Origin of the sequence: Streptomyces sp. NBC_00370 (genome assembly GCF_036084755.1) — a bacterium.
Lineage (GTDB): Bacteria > Actinomycetota > Actinomycetes > Streptomycetales > Streptomycetaceae > Streptomyces.
In genome coordinates this window covers 1,332,197-1,348,213 of record NZ_CP107968.1, presented here as the reverse complement: position 1 = coordinate 1,348,213, position 16,017 = coordinate 1,332,197, and the positions used below count along the sequence as shown (strand labels likewise).

Below are 16,017 nucleotides of genomic sequence, written 5' to 3'. Positions count from 1 at the left end.
CAAATCGATTGCGCCGGGCGGCTCCCCACCACGGCCGGGACCTAGGAGGCGGACTCCGGCAGCCGCACCGTGTTCAGGATCTTCATGACCGTGGCGTCCGGCACCTCACCGGTCACCCCGGTGTTGGCGTACAGCACCCACGTGGTGAAGTCCCCCTTGGTGTTGCTGAAGGTGAAGGCGACCGACTTGCCGTCCGTGTCGCACTTCGTCTTCTTGGCGAGGCCCTTGCTCGACGCCGTGGCGTAGCTCCCGGTGAGACCGGACTTGGTGGTGTACGGCTTGGCCTTGCTGACCGTGATCTTGTCCTTGCCCTTCGGGTCCTCCTGCGCGTAAGCGCCGAAGACCCAGGCCCCCGCCTCGTTGCGCGCCGCCGTCTGGGTGTCCTTCGCGCCCTGGCCGCCCTTGGTACCGGTGCCGGCGAGGCTGGTGTCGGACATCTGGCCGTCGTGGTCCGGGTCCGACTGGCACCACTTGGACTTCAGATAGGCCGGCGCCGAGAAGGAGATGTACGGGGTGCCGTCCCCCTTCTTCGAGTCCTCGAAGCCGGCGATGATGCCCGCCTTCTGCACCTCCCACTCCGGCGGGACGTCGAAGACCGTCCCGTGCTGCGGGTTGGTCACCACCTTCCACCCCGCGACCTGCGGCTTGGCGCCCGCGGAGCCGTCGCGCGGGTTGGCCTGCGACGTGCTGGGACTCGGCTCCTGGGAGCCGGAACCGGTAGGTGAGGGTGACGACTTGGAATCGGCCACCGGCTTCTTGTCGTCGTCCTTGCCTAGCACCAGAAAACCGGTCACCCCCGCCGCCACCAGGACAGCGAGGACGGCGACGATCGCGGTGATCTTCGTCTTCCGCCGGTCGTCACCCGGCGGCTTCGGCGGCCCCGGCTGCCCGCCCTGGCCGTACATCGGCACGGTCGGCTGCTGGTACGGATTGGGCTGCGGATACCCCGGCTGCTGCTGCGGATAGCCGGGCTGCTGCTGGCCGTACCCCGGTTGCTGGTACGGGTTGGGAGCCGGATTCGGCTGCTGTCCGTACCCCGGCTGCTGATACGGGTTCGGATTCTGATTCGGGTCCTGCGGGTTCTGCTCGCCCCCGGGCGGCTGCTGTCCTGGCCACATGGCGAGTAACCATAGAGGGGGCATGCAACTGTTGGCACGCCCGCCCCGTGCCGGGACCCCGGAAACCCCCGGCGCGCGGCTGTCAAGACGGAAACCGGCTGGATGCGCGTTGCCTCCCGGAGCGTCGCCCGCACCACACCCGCGGGGCCCCTGAACCACCCCGCCCAGCGGGTAGGGTGAACAGGTGTGCTTCCGGACGGGGCAGGCCGGTCGGCTGCGCGGGGCGCACCAGGGGACAGCGGGAGGAACAGGCGTTGCACGTCCAGGAGTGGCTAGAGTCCGTACCGGCGGTCAGCGTCTACATCCTGGTGGCCGTGGTCATCGGGGTGGAGAGCCTGGGCATCCCGCTGCCCGGCGAACTCGTCCTGGTGGCGGCAGCGCTGCTCGCCTCCCAGCACGGGGAGATCAATCCGTACGTCCTCGCCGCCTGCGCGTCGGCCGGAGCCGTCGCCGGTGACTCGACGGGGTACGCGATCGGCCGCAAGGGCGGCAGACCCCTGCTCGCCTGGCTCGCCGGGAAATTCCCCAAACACTTCGGCGAACCCCAGATCGCCATGGCGGAGCGGTCGTTCGAGAAATGGGGCATGTGGGCGGTCTTCTTCGGCCGCTTCATCGCCCTGCTGCGGATCTTCGCGGGACCGCTCGCCGGTGTGCTGCACATGCCGTACTGGAAGTTCCTGACCGCGAACCTGCTCGGCGGGATCGTCTGGGCCGGCGGTACGACCGTCGTCGTCTACGAGGTCGGCGTCGTCGCCGAGGACTGGCTCAAGCGGTTCTCGTACGTGGGCCTGGCCGCCGCCGTGGTGGTCGGCGCCGGCTCGATGCTCCTGGTGCGCAACCGCGCCAAGAAGGCGCACGAGCGGATGGAGGCCGAGCGCGCGACGGGCGACCAGGACTCCGTCCGCGCGGTCAGCACCGACTGACCGCCCGTCCCGGCGGACCGCCCCGGCCGATCGGCCGCCGTCAGACTTCCCGCGCCTCGCGGTGCGCCTTCGCCAGATCCAGATAGACCGCCGCGTTGAGCTTGATCCCCGCGCGCTCCTCCTCGGTCAGCAGGCGCCGCACCTTGGCCGGTACCCCCGCGACCATCGACCCCGGCTCCACCCGCATCCCCTGCGGCACCAGGGTCTGCGCGGCGACCAGCGACCCGGCCCCGATATGGGCGCCGTTGAGCACCGTCGCACCCATCCCGATCAGCACGTCGTCCTCGACGGTGCAGCCGTGCAGCACGGCGTTGTGCCCGACCGAGACCCGCTCGCCCACGGTCAGCGGCATGCCGGGGTCGGAGTGCAGGGTGCAGTTGTCCTGGATGTTGCAGTCGGCGCCGAGCCGGATCGCGCCGCAGTCGGCCCGCAGCACCGTGTGGTACCAGACACTGACGCCAGCCGCCACGAAGACCTCGCCGACCACCACGGACGTCGGCGCCAGAAAGGCCGAAGGGTCGATCTCGGGGCTCTTGCCGCCGACGCCCGCCACCCATGCCCGCTGTGTCATCCGTGCTCTCCTTCATCACCGGTCGTCACAGGCACGGTAGGCGACCGGCCGGCGCGCGCTGACGCCAGGTCGGCCAGGAGTTGGCTGTTTCCGTCGGCCGACGATCAATAGCCTTGGTGGTACTGCCAGTTATTGACCGGCCCGGTCCCGACCGAGGGAGTTCCATGGCGACCGCACAGCAGATACCCGACATCCTGTCGGCAGAGTTCGCCGCCGACCCCTACCCGGCGTACCGGGTGATGCGCGAGAGCGCGCCCCTCATCTGGCACGAGGCCACCCGGAGTTACATCATCTCGCGCTACGACGATGTGGAACGCGTCTTCAAGGACCGGGACTCGGTCTTCACCACCGACAACTACGACTGGCAGATCGAACCCGTGCACGGCAAGACCATCCTGCAGCTCAGCGGCCGTGAGCACGCGGTGCGCCGGGCGCTGGTCGCCCCCGCCTTCCGGGGCGCGGACCTGCGGGAGAAGTTCCTGCCGGTCATCGACCGCAACGCGCGCGAGCTGATCGACGCCTTCCGGGACACCGGCTCCGTCGACCTGGTCGGCGGCTTCGCGACGCGCTTCCCCGTCAATGTCATCGCGGACATGCTGGGCCTCGACCGGGCCGACCACGAGAAGTTCCACGGCTGGTACACCGCCGTCATCGCCTTCCTCGGCAATCTGTCCGGCGACGCCGCCGTCACGGCGGCCGGCGAGCGCACCCGGACCGAGTTCGCCGAGTACATGATCCCGATCATCAGGGACCGCCGGGAGAATCTGGGCGACGACCTGCTGTCCACGCTCTGCGCCGCCGAGGTCGACGGCGTACGGATGAGTGACGAGGACATCAAGGCGTTCTGCAGCCTGCTTCTCGCGGCCGGCGGCGAGACCACGGACAAGGCGATTGCCTCGATCTTCGCGAACCTGCTGCTCCACCCGGAACAGCTCGCCGCCGTACGCGCTGACCGGGCGCTGCTACCGCGCGCCTTCGCCGAGACGCTGCGGTTCACCCCGCCGGTGCACATGATCATGCGGCAGACCGCGACGGAGGTCGAACTGAGCGGTGGCACGATACCGCCGGGCGCCACGGTCACCTGTCTGATCGGGGCCGCCAACCGGGACGGCTCGCACTACCGGGACCCCGACACCTTCGACATCTTCCGGGACGACCTGACCGCCACCACCGCCTTCTCCGCGGCCGCCGACCATCTGGCCTTCGCGCTCGGGCGGCACTTCTGCGTCGGCGCGCTGCTCGCCAAGGCCGAGATCGAGACCGGTGTCGACCAGCTCCTCGACGCCATGCCCGACGTACGGCTCGACGACGGCTTCGACCCCGTGGAACAAGGGGTGTTCACCCGGGGACCCGCCTCGCTGCCGGTGCGCTTCACACCCGTCACTGCACGACCGGAGTGAACCGGACCGGCAGCGACATCAGCCCGCGCATCCAGATCGAGGGACGCCAGGTCAGCTCGGCGGGGTCCACCGACAGCACCACGTCAGGCAGCCGTTCGAGCAGCGTCTCCACGGCCGTACGCGCGATCACGTCCGCGAGCAGCGGAGCCGGATAGGGGCAGCGGTGCTCGCCGTTGCTGAACGAGAGATGGGAGGAGTTCTCGGCGCCGACATGGCCCTCGGGCCAGATCTGCGGATCGGTGTTGGCGGCGGCGAGACCGAGCACCACACAGTCGCCCGCCTTGATCTGCCGGCCGCCGAGCTGGGTGTCGCGCACCGCCCAGCGGCCGATGAAGTTCTGGGTCGGGGTGTCCAGCCACAGCACCTCGTTCAGCGCCTGGCCGACGCTGAGCCGGCCGCCGGAGACGTTCAGCGCGAACCGGTCGTCGGTCAGCAGCAGCCGGAGCGTGTTGCAGATCCAGTTGGCGGTCGGCTGCTGGGCGGCGGCGATCACGGTGATCAGGTCCTGGACGACCTCGTCGTCGGCGAGCGCCGCCGGATGGGTCAGCATCCGGGACGTCACGTCGGAGCCCGGACTGTTGCGCTTGTCCTTGACCAGCCGTTCGATACGGCTCTGCACCCGCAGATACGCCGCCACCGGGTCGTCACCCTCGGCCGCGTCCAGCGAGATCCGCAGATCCCGCACCAGCTCCTCGGTGTCCCCGCCGCCCGCGGGCATACCGCAGAGCCGTACGACGGCACGCATCGGCAGCGCGTGCGCGTACCCGGACATCAGCTCGGCCTGCCCGCTCCCGGCGAACGAGTCGATCAGCCCGTCGCTGATCTCCCGGCACATCAGGGCCAGTTCGAACTGGTCGACGGCCTCCAGCGCCTCGGTGATCACCCCGGCCCGCCGCTGGTGCTCGGCGGCCTCGGTGAACAGCACGGAGGGCTGGTACCCCACGTACGGCATCAGCGGCCAGTCGGCCGGGATGGCGGGCCACTGGTTCCAGCGCCGGGAATCGCGGGCGAACAGCTCGTCGTGCCCCGTCACGTAGGAGACCTCGTTGTAGCCGAGGACCAGCCAGGCCGGGATGTCACCGTCGAGCAGCACCGGAGCGACCGCGCCGTGCTCCCTGCGCAGTTCGCGGTAGATCTGCGACGGGGTCTGCTGGTAGGCCAGGCCGCTCAGCGGCACGGCGTCCACGTGCCGGGGGTCCGGCGGCCGGGGTGCGGATGGATCGGTCATGGGGTCATCTCCCGTGCCATGGCCAGTTCGTAGAGGTGGTCCACGAGGGTGATCAGGACGTTCTTCCCCGACGAGCGCACCCGTGCGTCACAGTCGATCATCGGGACGTGCTCGGGCAGCGACAGCGCCTGGCGGATCTCCGCGAGCGAGAACGCAGAGGCGTCCGAGTCGAACCGGTTGACCGCGACCACGAACGGCGTCTTGTGGTGTTCCAGCCGGTCGACCGCGTACCAGGACTCGCTCATCCGCCGGGTGTCCACGAGCACGACGGCGCCGAGCGTCCCGGAGAACAGCCGGTCCCACAGGAACCAGAACCGTTCCTGCCCAGGCGCCCCGAACAGGTACAGCACCATCCGCTTGTTGAGGCTGATCCGGCCGAAGTCGAAGGCCACGGTCGTGGTGGTCTTGGTCGCCACCCCCGCGGCGTCGTCGACACCGACCCCGGCCTGGGTCATGACCTCTTCGGTGTTGAGCGGTCGGATCTCGCTGACCGAGCGGACCAGGGTGGTCTTGCCCACCCCGAAACCGCCCACGACGACGATCTTCAGACCTGTCTCCGCCGCATCGGTCAGCGGTATCCGGGCGGCCGGTTGCTCAGAGGTTACGGAGTCCATGGAGCACCTCCTTCAGAAGGACGGAGTCGGGCAGTGCGGCGGCGGAGCGCGGGCTGGGCGGACGGCGCGCGGTGATCCGGCCCGTCAGCAGGAGGTCGCCGAGCAGGATCCTGACCACCGTCACCGGCAGCCGCAGCTCGGCGGAGACCTCCACGACCGCCGTGGGATGGCGGCACAGCTCCAGGATCCTGACGTGCTCCGACTGGGTGCCCGGTGTCGGCTCGCACTCGCTGACGATCAGCGTGACCAGGTCGAAGGTGTCGTCGTCGACCCGGCTGCGCCCGCCGGTCACGGTGTACAGCCGGTCGGGGTCCCCGAGATCGACGGGCCTGCGTGTCACGACGAGGAGCCTCCCTGCGCCGGGGTGCGCGGCTCGGCCCGCAGATGCTCACCGATCTGCTCGACCAGTTCGGTCATCTGATGACCGACCACACCCGGGTCGGCGCCGTCCTCGGCGACGACGGCGAGATGGGCGCCGTCGCCCGCCGCGACGATGAACAGCAGCCCGCCGTGGAACTCGGTCATCGAGTGCCGTACGCCGCCGTTGCCGTTGCCGAACTCCACCGACGCGCCTTGTGCCAGCGCCTGGATCCCCGAGCAGATCGCGGCCAGTTGGTCGGCCTGGTCGAGGGTGAGATGGCGGCTCCAGCAGAGCTTGAGTCCGTCCCGGGAGAGGACCACGGCGTGCCGGGTGGCCGGGGTGCGTTCCAGCAGGCTTTCGAGGAGCCAGGTCAGGCTGTTGTCAGTGGTCTGCATGGGGTGCCTCGCTTTCCGGTGGGGGGTGCGCCCGGCCTAACTGGCGGGGCCTTCGGCGTCGGGACGCCGCGGGGCGCGCCGGGACCGGTGGAAGGCCCCGAACTGCGCTCCCGCGTCCCGCGCCGGCGGTACGGGCGCGGACCCGGACTCGTCGGGGTGCCGGTCGCGGTCGGCGGCGGCCATGGTGCGCCCCGGCGGCCGTACCGGCAGTCCGCCCGGTGTCGCGACCCGTGGCCCGCCGGCCGCTGCGGGCGGTGGCACGGCTGCCGGTTCCTGCGGCGCGGCGGGCGCCGGCACCGCTACCTCGGCTGCCTCGGCGGCCGGGGGCCGCAGGTACTGCTCGGCCGTGCCGCCCCGCTGCTGGGCGAGCAGCTGCGGCGGGATCAGGACGACCACGCCCGTGCCGCCGCGTGAGGACGGCCGGAAGCTCACGTTCGTGCGGTACTTGGCCGCCAGCCTGCCGACCACGGCGAGCCCCAGCCGGGTCCCGCGCAGTGTCGCCAGGTCGTTGGAGCGGCCCGACACGGACTCCTCGGCCCGGCGCATCGCCGCGTCGGCCATCTTCAGACCGCTGTCCTCGATGGTCACCACGATGCCGGCGGTGCGCTCCTCGACGTAGACATGCACCTCGTCGATGGGCGGGGAGAAGTTGGCCGCGTTGTCCATGAGTTCGGCCAGCAGGTGCATCACACCCTCGGCGGCGAACCCGACGATCGCGGCGTCGCTGGAGCAGTGCAGCCGCACCCGCCGGTACGCGGCGATCCGGCCGACGGCGCCGCGCAGGATGGACTCCATCCCGATCGGCTTGTTCCAGGCGCGCGAGGCCCGGCCGCCCATCAGCAGCGCGAGCCGGTCGGTGAGCAGCCCCAACTGCGAGGTGTTGTGATCGAGCTTCAGCAGATCACCGAACACCTCTTCGCCGTAACGGTCCTGCATCTCACGCAGATCGGCGAGCATGCTCACCGCCTTCGCCTGCACCCGGCTGAGCGCCTTGGCGCTGGCCGCCTGCGCCGCCATCGCGCGCCGCTCACTGACCGCGAACTCCCTGACCAGCGTCTCCAGCAGCACCCGCAGCCGGGGATCGGCGGGCGCTTCGAGCCTGCCGAGCACCGTGTCGGCCGAACTGCCCTGGCGCAGCCCGTCGAGCGCGTCGGGAAGCGTCTTCGTCATCAGCCGGTCGAGGCCGTCGGCGGCCTCGACCAGCCGGCCGACGGCCGTCTCGTTGGCGGCGACGGCCTTCTCCGCGCGCTGTTCGTCGGCGGCGATCTCCCCGGCGAACAGCCGCAGCACCTCGCGCAGCCGGGGATCGACCGGCCGCGGCGCGGTGGCAAGGGCCTCGTCGGCGCTCGCGCCGTCCCGCAGCCGCTTCAGCACGGCGGGCACCGTGACGTTGACCAACTGGGCCGACTCGGCGGTGAGCGCGGCCAGTCGCGTGCTCGCCCCCTGTGCGTCGCCCTCGGCAGCGCCCGCAGCGCGCCTGCTGCGCCGGACCAGCAGCGCGGCCGTGAGGACCGTGAGCGCCAGGCACACCCAGGCGGTGACGACCGTGACGGCCACCCAGGCCCGCGCGCCGGCGGGGGCCGCCGCGGCCACACCGCCGCCCGTGCCGGCCGCCACCGCCAGCAGGGCGAGAGGTACGGCGACGGGAAACGGGCTCACCTTCCGTATGCGGTGCGGGCTGGGGGCGACAGGCACTGTCATTCCGCGGTCCCTCGGTGCTTGAGTGCGGGGGGAAAGACCGGCCGGCCAGCGCGCAACGGCCGGGACTCCATATGTGGCGCTCATGCTAACCACGCGCAGTCGCGTGGTTACCCGCAGAACGTGCGCGGGCCACACGTCCGGGGGAGTCCACGCGGAAGACACCCACCGCGCCCGGTGACCGTGGTACACAAGGGGACCGTGTGCCGTACGGAGTACCGGCGCGCTACCGACGGGTACTAGCGTGGCCGTGTGCTGAAGAGTCCCGAGAGCCGTACCACCGCCTTCGCCGCGTTGACCGGCGCGTTGACGCGCGGGCGGCGCCGTCTCGCCACGCGGGTCGTCCAGGGCGGCTGGCGGTGGATCCAGCGCGCGGGCGCCGTCACCGCCGAGCATCCGGGGCGGCTGCGGTTCGGCAGGATCGGCCCCGGCACCCGGCTCGCCTTTCCGCAGGGCACCGTCTTCGGCGAGCCGTGGATCGAGCTGGGCAACCACTGTGTCATCGGTGAACAGGTCACCCTCACCGCCGGGATGATGCCCGGACTCGACCTCGGCCCCGACCCGATCCTCATGGTCGGCGACGGGGTGGTGCTGGGCCGGGGCAGTCATGTCATCGCCGACACCACGGTCAGCATCGGGCCCGAGACCTACTGCGGTCCGTACGTCTACATCACGACCACCAACCACAGTTACGACGATCCGCACGCCCCCGTCGGGAAGCAGTGGCCCCGGATGTCACCCGTGACCATCGGCGCGGGCTGCTGGCTGGGCACAGGCGCGGTGATCCTGCCCGGCGCCAGGCTCGGCCGTAACGTGGTCGTCGCCGCCGGCGCCGTCGTACGGGGCGAGGTGCCCGACCACGCGGTGGTGGCGGGCGCGCCCGCCAAGGTCGTACGGAGCTGGCACCCGGAGCGCGGCTGGCAGCCGCCGCTGCGCACCCCGGCGCCGGTGCCGATCCCGGAGGGCATCACCCCGCAGCAACTGCTGGCGCTGGCCGAACTGGACCAGGATTCCTGACTGTTGTCAGCCGGCGGCGAGCAACACCGTGCCCACCAGGGCGAGTCCGGCACCGGCGGCCTGCACGGCGCGCAGCCGTTCCCCCAGCACCCCGCGCGCGGCGACCGCCGTCACAATCGGGTAGAGCGAGGCCAGTACGGCGGCGACGGTGACCGGGCCGTGCTGGGCGGCGATCGAGTACGTCCCGTTGGCGGCCACATCGGCGAGGCCTACGAAGGCCAGCGCGGGCAGCGCCGCCCGTACGACGCCGAACCCGCCGTCCTCGGCGGGCGGCAGCGCGGGGGCGCCGCGCCGGGTCGACACGTACAGCGCCCCGCCGCCGACGGCGACGTTGGTGACGCGCTGCACGAAGAGCGCCAGGAACAGCCCGGTGATGGTGGTGGAGGCGTGGGAGATCAAGGTCATCACCGTGCCGAAGCCGACGGCGGCGACCAGGGTGAGCAGGATCGCCCGGCGGCGCACCGGAGCGCCGCGCAGCTGCGGGCCGCCCGCCAGCACGATGCCGGCGACGGCCACGGCGATGCCGGCGAACTGGATCAGCCCCGGCCGCTCGCCGACGAGCAGCCCCACGCCGACCGGTACGGCCACACCGATCGAGCCGAGCGGCGAGACGACCCCCATCGGGCCGAGCGCGAGCGCCTTGTAGAAGCAGAGCATCGCCACCGGGCCGACGGCCCCCGCCCCCACCGCGTACCAGAGCCGCGGATCCGCCTCCGACCAGCCGCCTGTCGCCACCACCACACAGCCGAGCACCACCACGGCGACGGTCTGCGAGAGCACCACGACCGTCAGCGCCGGCATCCGGCGCGTCAGCAGTCCGCCGCCGAAGTCGGCCATGCCCCAGAGCAGGCTGGTGGCCAGGGCGAACAGTGCGGTCATGGGACCCTCGCAGTACAGTTCGGTGCACGATTGGTGCACCACACCGTAGTGCAGTCTGTTGAACTCATCAATTGATTATATTGGACGGAATGTGTCGGACCTCGACCAGCTCACCCAGTCGCTCGCCCGTAACCTCAAACGCTGGCGCGGGGAGCGGGGCTTCACGCTCGACGCGCTGGCGGCGCGGGCCGGGGTCAGCCGGGGCATGATCATCCAGATCGAGCAGGCCCGCACCAACCCCAGCGTCGGCACGACGGTCAAGCTCGCCGACGCGCTGGGCGTCAGCATCACCACGCTGCTCGACTACGAACAGGGTCCGCAGGTCAGGGTGGTGCCGGGGGAGCAGACCGTACGGATGTGGTCGACCCCGGCCGGCAGCAGCTCCACCCTGCTCGTCGGGACCGAGTCCGGCGGCCCGCTGGAACTGTGGTCGTGGGTCCTGATGCCCGGCGACTCCAGCGGCTCCGACCCGCACCCCGACGGCACGACCGAACTGCTCCATGTGACGGCCGGCGAGCTGACACTCGTCGTGGACGGCGAGACACATCCCGTCCCCGCGGGCTCGTCGGCGACCTTCGAGGCGAACGTCGCGCACGGCTACCGCAACGACGGCGCCGAACCGGTGGAGCTGATCATGTCCGTCTCCATCCCGCCCGTGCGCTGACCCAGGACCTGCCGCAGCAGACCCTGGCCCGCCCCCCCCTGTTAGCGTGCGGCGTATGCGCGCTCCCATCGGAAACTTCGCCGACGCCACACCGGCCCCCGACTGCCTCGACCTGCTCACCCCGCCGGTCGCCGACGCCGTACGCGGCTGGCAGGGCGATGTGCCCGCCGAGCAGCTGGTGTTCGTGGACACCGACCCGGAAGTCGCCGACACCGCCGCGTTCGTGGAGCACTACGGCGCCGAGCTGTTCGACGTGTCGGCCAACTGCGTCGTCGTCGCGGGCAGGCGCGGCGGTGAGACGACCCTGGCCGCGTGTGTCGTCCTGTCCCGTACCCGGGTCGACGTCAACGGTGTGGTGCGCAAGCAACTCGGCTCCCGCAAGGCGTCGTTCGCACCGATGGACACGGCTGTGCAGGAGACCGGCATGGAGTACGGCGGCATCACCCCGATCGGCCTGCCCGCCGGCTGGCCGCTGCTCGTGGACCCCGCGGTCGTCGACACCGAATGGGTCCTCATCGGCAGCGGCCGCCGCCGCGGCAAGCTGATCGTGCCGGGCAAGGTGTTCGGCGGCCTGCCGGGCGCCGTCGTCGTGGCCGGTCTCGGCGGCTGAACAGACCGTTACGCGAAGCTACTTGGCGCGGGCGGCGGCGAGATGACCGCTCGCGGCCTGCTCCAGATGGACCAGGTCGCTGGCGACCGTCGCGAAGGTGAACCCCTCGGCGAGCCGGCGCGCCGCGCTCGCGCCGTCCGGGTTGTGGATGCCGGCCGCGATCCCCGCCGCTGCCGCCGCCTCCCTGACCGTCACCAGCGCCGCCTCGAACTCCCCGTCCAGCGCGGGGTCGTTCGGGGTGGCGCCGCCGAGGCCGATCCGCAGGTCCGAAGGGCCGACGTAGATGCCGTCGAGCCCCGGGGTCGCGCAGATCGCCGCCACCTGGTCGAGCCCTTCGGCCGTCTCGATCATCGCGATCACGACCGTCTGCTCGTGCGCGTCCGCCGGTGTGGGGCCGATCCGCAGGGCCGAGCGCATCGGCCCGTACGAGCGCCGCCCGAGCGGCGGGTAGCGTACGGCGGCGACGGCGTCCGCCGCGTCGGCCGCCGAGTCGACCAGCGGCACGATCACCCCGGCCGCCCCCGCGTCCAGCGCGTGCCCGATCGCCGCCGCCTCGTTGGCCTCCACCCGCACCAGACCGACCGCCGTGCTGCCCTTGGTGTCGACGGCCGTCAGCGAGGCGAGCAGCCCGCGGTACTCGATCAGCCCGTGCTGCGCGTCCAGCGCCACATAGTCGTACCCGAGTCTGGCGACGCGCTCGGTGGAGACGGGCGAGTCCAGGACCGACCAGTAGCCGATCAGCTCCTGACGGGCGCGCAGGGCGGTGGCGAACGCGGCGGGGGTCATGGGCAGGTGCTCCTTCTTGCGGGGTGTGATGTGGGGGGTCGGTGCGGGGGGTTCGGTACCGGCCGCTGGGCTCAGCGGTGGTAGGCGGGCATCGGTCCGCGCAGGGCCCGGCCCACCTCGTCACAGGCGGCCGCCACGTCGGCGGGCAGCGGCCCGGCGGCGGCCGCCGTGATGTTGGCGGTCAGCTGGGCGGTGCTGGAGCCGCCCAGCAGCAGGGCGTCGGTCGAAGGACGGCCCAGCAGCCAGCGCAGAGCCAGTTCGGTGAGCGCGAGCCCCGCCCCTTCGGCGATGGTGGTGAGCTGTCCGACGGCGTCGAACAGCCGCTCGTCCCAGTAGCGCTGCCGGTACATCCCGGCGAGCTTGGAGTCACCGAACCGGCCGGACGACGGCGTCTCGGCGAACCGGTGCCTGCCGGTGAGCAGTCCGCCGCCGAGCGGGTTGTAGACCATCGTGCGCAGCCCGCTGTCCGCCGCGTACTCGACGTACTCCTCCTCGATCCTGCGGGCCAGCAGATTGTGCAGCTGCTGCGCGACGACCGGCCGGGGCGCGCCCACCTCGTCGGCGGTGCGGACCAGTTCGGCGATCCGCCAGGCGGCGAAGTTGGAGACGCCGAGCGCGCGCACCTTCCCCTCGGCGACGAACTCGGCGACCGTGCCGAGGGTTTCGGCGAGCGGTGTGGCCCGGTCGGGCTGGTGCAGATAGAACAGGTCGACCCGGTCGGTGCCGAGTCGCTTCAGGCTGCCCTCCAGTGCGGCCCGCAACCCGGCGGCCGACAGCGGCGCGTGGTCGCCCTGGTCCGGGTGCGGGATGCCGGCCTTCGTGGCGAGCACGATCCGCTCGCGCCGCCCCGGCAGCAGACCGGCGAGGATGCGTTCGCTGGCGCCGCCCGCGTAGCCGTTGGCGGTGTCGACGCCGGTGAGGCCCGCGTCCAGCGCGGTGTCCAGCATCGCGGCGGCGCCCGCCGCGTCGACGGTGTCGCCGAAGGTCATGGTGCCGAGCACCAGACGGGACAGCGGGGCAGGCACCTGCGGCAGTTCGATGGACCCGACGGTGGAGTCGGTGCCGGTGGTCACTGGGTGGTTCCTTCCGGTACGGCGGTGAGCAGGGCGCGCGGCTTGCGGCCCTTGATCGCCACGGGGTCGAGGGAGGCGCGGCGCAGCGCCCTGGTGTACGGGTCGGCGGGCGCGGCGAGCACGTCGGCGGTCGGTCCCGTCTCCACGATCCGCCCCGCGCGCAGCACCACCACATCGGTGCTGATCTCCCGTACGACGCCGAGGTTGTGCGCGATGACGAGATACGCGATCCCGGTCTCGGCCTGCAACTCCCGGAGCAGGTCAAGCACTTGGGCCTGGACCGACACGTCGAGGGCCGATGTCGCCTCGTCGCACACCAGCAGTTCGGGGCTGGAGGCGAGCGCCCTGGCGATACCGATGCGCTGGCGCTGGCCACCGGAGAACTCGGGCGGGCGGCGGTGCAGCGCCGCCGCCGGCAGGCCGACCCTGTCGATGAGGACGGCGGCGCGCCTGGCCCGCTCCGCCTTGTCCCGGACCCCGGCCAGCCTCAGCGGCTCGGCGACGATGTCCTGGGCGCTCAGATGGGGATCGAGCGAGCCGTACGGGTCCTGGAAGACCATCTGCACCCGGTGGCGCAGCGGGCGCAGCCGCCGCTCGGGCAGGGCCGCCAGATCCTCGCCGTCCAGCAGGATCCGGCCGGAGGCCGGCTTCAGCAGCCGGACCAGCGCACGGGCGAGGGTGGACTTGCCGGACCCCGACTCGCCGACGACCGCGAGCCGGCCGCCGCGCTCCAGGGTGAACGAGACGTCGTCCACGGCCCGGAAGGGCCCCTGCCGGGTGGCGTACTCGACGGTGAGGTTCTCGACGGACAACAGTGGTGTGCTCACCGGGCTGCTCCCTGCGCTGCGATGTCGGTGCCGGTGCCGGTGCCGGTGCCGGTGCCGGTGCTGGTCCCTGAGCCGCTGCCGGTGGCTGTCCCGGCTCCGGGCGTGCTCCGGCCGTCCTCGTCCCAGGGGCCGAGGCGCGGCACGGCGGCCAGCAGATCACGGGTGTACCGCTCGACGGGGGACTCGACGATCTGCTCCGCCGTGCCCGACTCGACGAACCGGCCCTCCCGCATCACATGGATCCGGTCGGAGACCATCCTGGCCACCCCCAGATCGTGCGTGATCATCAGTATGCCGATGCCGGTGCGCTCCTGGAGCTCCATCAGCAGCCCCAGCACGCTCGCCTGGACGGTGGCGTCCAGCGCCGACGTCGGCTCGTCGGCGACGAGCAGCCGCGGTTCGGCGGCGAGTGCGACGGCGATCAGGACGCGCTGCAGCATGCCGCCGGAGAACTGGTGCGGATACGCCTTCCAGCGGGTCTCCGGGCGCGGGATGTGCACCCGCGCCAGCAGCTCGGTGCCCCGCTCCCTGGCCTCGGCCCTGGACAGCTCCGGATGCCGCAGCCGTACGGCGTCGCCGAGCTGGCGCCCGATCGTGTGGACCGGGCTCAGCGCCGTCATCGGGTCCTGCGGGACGAGCGAGACGGTACGGCCGCGCAGCCGCCGTACCGCGCCGGGCTCCGCGATCACGTCCGTTCCGGTGATACGGACGCTGCCGGACATGACGGCGAGTCCGTCGGGCAGCAGCCGCAGCACCCCCATGGCCGTGGTCGACTTGCCCGACCCCGACTCGCCGATGAGGGTCACGGTCTCGCCCTGCCGCACGGTGAAGTCGACACCGTCGACGGCGCGCACCACGCCGTGCGGGGTGACCAGTTCGATCTGCAGCCCCGCCACGTCGAGGAGCGGTGCGTCGGTGGTGTCGGGACGTTCGGACACCGGTGTGCCGGTCATGGCTCAGGCTCCCTTCGTGGTGCGGGTGCGGGTGCGGTCGCGCAGCCCGTCACCCATCAGGTTGACCCCGACGACCAGCAGCGCGATGACCAGTCCTGGCAGGGTCACCAGCCACCACGAGGTGGTCAGGTAGTCCTGTCCGTCGGAGATGATGCGGCCCCAGGTCGCGAAGGGCCGCTGCGGTCCGGCGCCGAGGAAGCTCAGGGCGCTCTCCAGCAGGACGGCCTGGGCGAGCAGCAGCAGGATGACCAGGCTGGCGGGGCGGATGATGTTGGGCACGATGTGCCGGCCGAGGATCGACCAGTTGCGCAGCCCCAGCACCCGGGCGGCGGCCACGTACGGCTTCTCCCGCTCGACGAGCACCAGGGAGCGGGTCAGCCGGGCGACCTCGGGCCACTGCGCCACCGCGATCACGCAGGTGATGACGGTGACGGAGGGCCCGAAGAGGGCCACCACCAGGAGCAGCATCATCAGCAGCGGCAGGGCCAGCTGCGCTTCGAGCACGCGGGAGACGACCGCGTCGACCCAGCCGCCGAAGTAGCCGGCGGCCGACCCCGCCACCAGGCCGATGACGCCGGAGACGAGCACGGCGAGCAGACCGACCGTCAGGGACACCTGCCCGCCGTGCAGGACACGGGAGAGCAGGTCGCGGCCGAGCTGGTCGGTGCCGAAGACATGCCCGTCGGTGAAGGGGGCCAGCCGGCGCGCCGACAGGTCCTGCGCGTCGGCCGCGGGCAGCGGCAGCACTCCGGCGAGCGCCACGGGCAGGGCGACGATCACGGTGCAGACCGCGCCCGCCCACAGCTTGACGTGTGCGGCGCGCTGTTGCCGGGTCGCGGTGGCGCGGGCCAGTTGGCGCGGCGTGACCGCGCTCGGCCGGGTGAGGGTGGCACTCATGGC

General features: G+C 71.9%; 18 protein-coding genes. 5 read left to right on the top strand and 13 right to left on the bottom strand.

The annotated features are described in order from the left end of the window. Positions 1–41: 41 nt before the first annotated feature. Complete coding sequence (locus OHS57_RS05895) at positions 42–1,118, bottom strand: hypothetical protein (RefSeq protein ID WP_328581252.1); 1,077 nt, start codon at positions 1,116–1,118, stop codon at positions 42–44. 254 nt (positions 1,119–1,372) lie between these two features. Here OHS57_RS05895 and OHS57_RS05890 point away from each other — a divergent pair, with 254 nt between their 5' ends. Then, entirely contained in the window at positions 1,373–2,041 is a 669-nt protein-coding gene (locus tag OHS57_RS05890) for a DedA family protein (RefSeq protein WP_328581251.1), read from the top strand. A gap of 40 nt (positions 2,042–2,081) precedes the next feature. On the opposite strand, the gene OHS57_RS05885 is transcribed toward OHS57_RS05890, so the two are convergent. After that, positions 2,082–2,612, bottom strand: a complete 531-nt coding sequence (locus OHS57_RS05885) for a gamma carbonic anhydrase family protein (protein WP_328581250.1) — start codon at positions 2,610–2,612, stop codon at positions 2,082–2,084. Between the two features lie 164 nt (positions 2,613–2,776). Between OHS57_RS05885 and OHS57_RS05880 the strand changes: the two genes are divergently transcribed. Further along, entirely contained in the window at positions 2,777–4,012 is a 1,236-nt protein-coding gene (locus OHS57_RS05880) for a cytochrome P450 (protein ID WP_328581249.1), read from the top strand. On the opposite strand, the gene OHS57_RS05875 is transcribed toward OHS57_RS05880, so the two are convergent. The 5 genes from OHS57_RS05875 to OHS57_RS05855 are packed head-to-tail and all read right to left on the bottom strand — an operon-like array spanning position 3,993 to position 8,311. Beyond that, a complete protein-coding gene (locus OHS57_RS05875; RefSeq protein WP_041997852.1) occupies positions 3,993–5,240 on the bottom strand; it encodes a cytochrome P450 in 1,248 nt (415 codons plus the stop codon). The two genes, OHS57_RS05880 and OHS57_RS05875, sit on opposite strands and share 20 nt — an antisense overlap. Continuing rightward, complete coding sequence (locus OHS57_RS05870) at positions 5,237–5,854, bottom strand: GTP-binding protein (protein ID WP_041997854.1); 618 nt, start codon at positions 5,852–5,854, stop codon at positions 5,237–5,239. Before OHS57_RS05870 ends, OHS57_RS05875 begins: the two co-directional genes overlap by 4 nt. Beyond that, entirely contained in the window at positions 5,835–6,194 is a 360-nt protein-coding gene (locus OHS57_RS05865) for a DUF742 domain-containing protein (protein WP_328581248.1), read from the bottom strand. Before OHS57_RS05865 ends, OHS57_RS05870 begins: the two co-directional genes overlap by 20 nt. Next, entirely contained in the window at positions 6,191–6,610 is a 420-nt protein-coding gene (locus tag OHS57_RS05860; protein ID WP_041997858.1) for a roadblock/LC7 domain-containing protein, read from the bottom strand. Before OHS57_RS05860 ends, OHS57_RS05865 begins: the two co-directional genes overlap by 4 nt. A gap of 36 nt (positions 6,611–6,646) precedes the next feature. Continuing rightward, positions 6,647–8,311, bottom strand: coding sequence for a sensor histidine kinase (locus OHS57_RS05855; protein WP_328581247.1), 1,665 nt, complete (start codon positions 8,309–8,311; stop codon positions 6,647–6,649). A gap of 249 nt (positions 8,312–8,560) precedes the next feature. On the opposite strand from OHS57_RS05855, the gene OHS57_RS05850 reads away from it, so the two are divergent. After that, positions 8,561–9,325, top strand: coding sequence for an acyltransferase (locus OHS57_RS05850; protein ID WP_443042842.1), 765 nt, complete (start codon positions 8,561–8,563; stop codon positions 9,323–9,325). A gap of 6 nt (positions 9,326–9,331) precedes the next feature. Here OHS57_RS05850 and OHS57_RS05845 read toward each other — a convergent pair whose 3' ends face one another. Further along, positions 9,332–10,204 carry a DMT family transporter gene (locus OHS57_RS05845; protein ID WP_328581246.1) on the bottom strand — a complete coding sequence of 291 codons (873 nt, stop codon included), beginning with the start codon at positions 10,202–10,204 and terminating at the stop codon, positions 9,332–9,334. Positions 10,205–10,295: 91 nt separating this feature from the next. Between OHS57_RS05845 and OHS57_RS05840 the strand changes: the two genes are divergently transcribed. Continuing rightward, positions 10,296–10,868: a helix-turn-helix domain-containing protein gene (locus OHS57_RS05840; protein ID WP_041997861.1), complete on the top strand. Its 573-nt coding sequence runs from the start codon at positions 10,296–10,298 to the stop codon at positions 10,866–10,868. Positions 10,869–10,923: 55 nt separating this feature from the next. Continuing rightward, a complete protein-coding gene (locus tag OHS57_RS05835; RefSeq protein ID WP_328581245.1) occupies positions 10,924–11,478 on the top strand; it encodes a YbaK/EbsC family protein in 555 nt (184 codons plus the stop codon). Between the two features lie 18 nt (positions 11,479–11,496). On the opposite strand, the gene OHS57_RS05830 is transcribed toward OHS57_RS05835, so the two are convergent. From OHS57_RS05830 to OHS57_RS05810, 5 genes are all read right to left on the bottom strand, one after another. Then, on the bottom strand, positions 11,497–12,264 hold the full coding sequence (locus OHS57_RS05830; RefSeq protein ID WP_328581244.1) for an HpcH/HpaI aldolase family protein: 768 nt from the start codon (positions 12,262–12,264) through the stop codon (positions 11,497–11,499). 71 nt (positions 12,265–12,335) lie between these two features. Then, positions 12,336–13,337, bottom strand: a complete 1,002-nt coding sequence (locus tag OHS57_RS05825; RefSeq protein WP_328581243.1) for an aldo/keto reductase — start codon at positions 13,335–13,337, stop codon at positions 12,336–12,338. Continuing rightward, on the bottom strand, positions 13,334–14,164 hold the full coding sequence (locus OHS57_RS05820) for an ATP-binding cassette domain-containing protein (protein WP_052457319.1): 831 nt from the start codon (positions 14,162–14,164) through the stop codon (positions 13,334–13,336). Before OHS57_RS05820 ends, OHS57_RS05825 begins: the two co-directional genes overlap by 4 nt. Next, a complete protein-coding gene (locus tag OHS57_RS05815; RefSeq protein WP_328581242.1) occupies positions 14,161–15,117 on the bottom strand; it encodes an ABC transporter ATP-binding protein in 957 nt (318 codons plus the stop codon). Before OHS57_RS05815 ends, OHS57_RS05820 begins: the two co-directional genes overlap by 4 nt. A gap of 3 nt (positions 15,118–15,120) precedes the next feature. Continuing rightward, positions 15,121–16,014 (bottom strand): ABC transporter permease, encoded by an 894-nt coding sequence (locus OHS57_RS05810; protein WP_041997868.1) that lies wholly within the window; start codon positions 16,012–16,014, stop codon positions 15,121–15,123. Positions 16,015–16,017: the final 3 nt, after the last annotated feature.